Source organism: Streptomyces sp. NRRL WC-3549, from assembly GCF_000721935.1.
Lineage (GTDB): Bacteria > Actinomycetota > Actinomycetes > Streptomycetales > Streptomycetaceae > Streptomyces.
Window position 1 is genome coordinate 154,972 of sequence record NZ_KL585383.1, and the last position, 2,457, is coordinate 157,428.

The following is a 2,457-nucleotide window of genomic DNA, read 5'->3' on the forward strand; positions in this document are numbered from 1 at the left end:
CGCCGGCGGCGCTGGCCGGCTTCCTTCCCCAGTGGCAGCACATCGGCGACAACAGCCTGCGCGGAATCGACGGACTGGCCCGCGCCATCGAGCAGTTGCAAGGCGCACCGGTGCCCGCCTCGGCCTTGGAGAAGCTGATCCTTCCGAGCCGGGTGGCGGGTTACACACCGGCCCTGCTCGACGAACTCACCACGACCGGCGAGGTCGTGTGGGCCGGGGCGGGAGCGCTTCCGGGCAAGGACGGCTGGCTCTCCCTCTACCTCGCCGACAGCGCGCCCCTTCTGCTGCCCCCGCCCCACCCGCTGGAGGAGACCGCGCTCCACGAATCGGTCCTCACCGTCCTCTCCGGCGGATACGGCCTGTTCTTCCGGCAGATCGCCGACCAGGTGCGTGCCACCACCCACCCGGACAGCACCGACCCCCAACTCGCCGACGTGCTCTGGGACCTGGTCTGGACCGGACGGCTCACCAACGACACCCTCGCCCCGCTGCGCTCGCTCCTGGGATCGGGCCGCACAGCGGGTTCCACCGCCCACCGGGCCAAGCGCAGCGTCCCGCGCGGGCGTTACGGGACGCTGACCGGGGCCGCACGTCCCGCGTCCCGCACCGGCCCGCCCACCGTCTCCGGCCGCTGGTCCCTGTTCCCGGCGGCCCGGCCCGAACCCACCCACCGCGCCCACGCCCTGGCCCGGACGCTCCTGGACCGGCACGGTGTGGTCACCCGGGGAGCCGTGCAGGCCGAAGGCGTCGAGGGCGGGTTCTCCGCGACGTACCGCGTCCTCGCCGCGTTCGAGGACAGCGGTCAGGCCCGCAGGGGCTACGTGGTCGAGGGGCTGGGCGCGGCGCAGTTCGCGATGGACGGTGCGGTGGACCGGCTCAGGGCGGTGTCCACCGCCCGCGAGCGCAGGGACCCCGACGCGGCACCCCGTGCGGTGGTGCTCGCCGCGGCCGATCCGGCCAACGCCTACGGCGCGGCCCTGCCCTGGCCCGAATCGCCGGACGGGGCGGGCCACAAGCCCGGACGCAAGGCCGGCGCCCTGGTCGTCCTGGTCGAAGGCGAACTGACGCTGTACATGGAGCGCGGCGGCAAGTCCCTGCTGGCCTGGGCGGGCGAACCCGACGACCCGGCGCTCGTCGCGGCTGCGCAGGCGCTCGCGGCGGCGGCCCGCGCCGGGACCCTGGGCACCGTCACGGTGGAGCGCACCAACGGCGCCTCGTCCCTCACCTCCCCGCTGGGCCGCACCCTGGAGGCCGCAGGTTTCCTCGCCACACCGAGGGGCCTGCGCCTGCGCGCCTGACTGCGCCACCCGGAGTGCGGCCGGCCCGCCGCGTCACCGGCCGCACGGCACCGCGCGCCCCCGCGGCGCTCCTCCGCGACCGCCGGGACGGGCGGGCCCGGTGAGTGGTCGGCCACAGGCGCACGGGGACGGAGGAGCCGGAGGGGCCTGCCCGGTCAGGCCACCGCGGCCCCGTCCGTCTGCCGGGCCGCGCATCATGGAGGCATGCCCGAAGGTGACACCGTCCTGCAGACGGCCAAGCGTCTCGACACCGCGCTCGCGGGGCAGGTCCTGACCCGTTCCGATCTGCGGGTCCCCCGATTCGCCACGGCCGACCTCAGCGGCCGCACCGTCCTGGACGTCACCGCGCGCGGGAAACACCTGCTCACCCGCGTCGAGGGCGGCCTCACGCTCCACAGCCATCTGCGCATGGACGGCGCCTGGCTCCTCTACGCCCCGGGCGAGCGCTGGCGCGGCGGTCCCGCACATCAGATCCGGGCCGTCCTGGAGACGGCGGAGCGCACCGCCGTCGGTTACCGCCTGCCCGTACTGGAACTGCTCCGCACCGCAAGCGAGGACCAGGTCGTCGGCCACCTCGGGCCCGACCTTCTGGGACCGGACTGGGACCCGGACACCGCCGAGCACAACCTGCTGTCGGACCCGGGCCGCCCGCTCGGCCAGGCGCTGCTGGATCAGCGCAATCTGGCCGGCATCGGCAACGTCTACGCCTGCGAGCTCTGCTTCATGGCCCGAGCCACGCCCTGGCTGCCCGTGGGTGAGCTGCCGACGGCCACCATGACCCTTCTGGTGCGTACCGCCAAGCAGCTCCTCGAAGCCAACCGGGACAATCCCGCACGGACCACGACCGCGCCCGTGGTCACCTCGGCGCACGGCCACCGGAGCCGGATGCCTCAAGGCCGCCGGTCCCGGGAGAGGCTGTTCGTCTACGGGAGGGGCGACCGCCCCTGCCTGCGCTGTGGAACGCCGGTCCGCAGGGTCGAACAGGACAACCGCCCCACCTATTGGTGCCCGGGCTGCCAGTCCGGCCCCACGCCCTGAGCGGCACCCCCACAGCCGGTCGACGACTTCGGCCGCGGCCCGTCAAGAAGCCGGTGGTTCCGGTCCCGGTTCCCCGGCGGTACGCCCGCCGCGCTCCCGGTCCTCCTCGGCAGACCGCGCG

General features: G+C 74.9%; 2 protein-coding genes. Both read left to right on the top strand.

What is annotated here, in order from left to right:
- Positions 1–1,298: Lhr family helicase (locus IH13_RS0102900; RefSeq protein WP_031080787.1), on the top strand; the 1,298-nt coding region annotated here is incomplete at its 5' end.
- A 204-nt stretch (positions 1,299–1,502) separates the two neighbouring features.
- Positions 1,503–2,336, top strand: a complete 834-nt coding sequence (locus IH13_RS0102905; protein WP_031080789.1) for an Fpg/Nei family DNA glycosylase — start codon at positions 1,503–1,505, stop codon at positions 2,334–2,336.
- Positions 2,337–2,457: the final 121 nt, after the last annotated feature.

Excerpts from the sequence above, each read along its gene's own strand:
- IH13_RS0102905 (WP_031080789.1), top strand. The coding sequence starts at position 1,503 with ATGCCCGAAGGTGACACCGTCCTGCAGACGGCCAAGCGTCTCGACACC.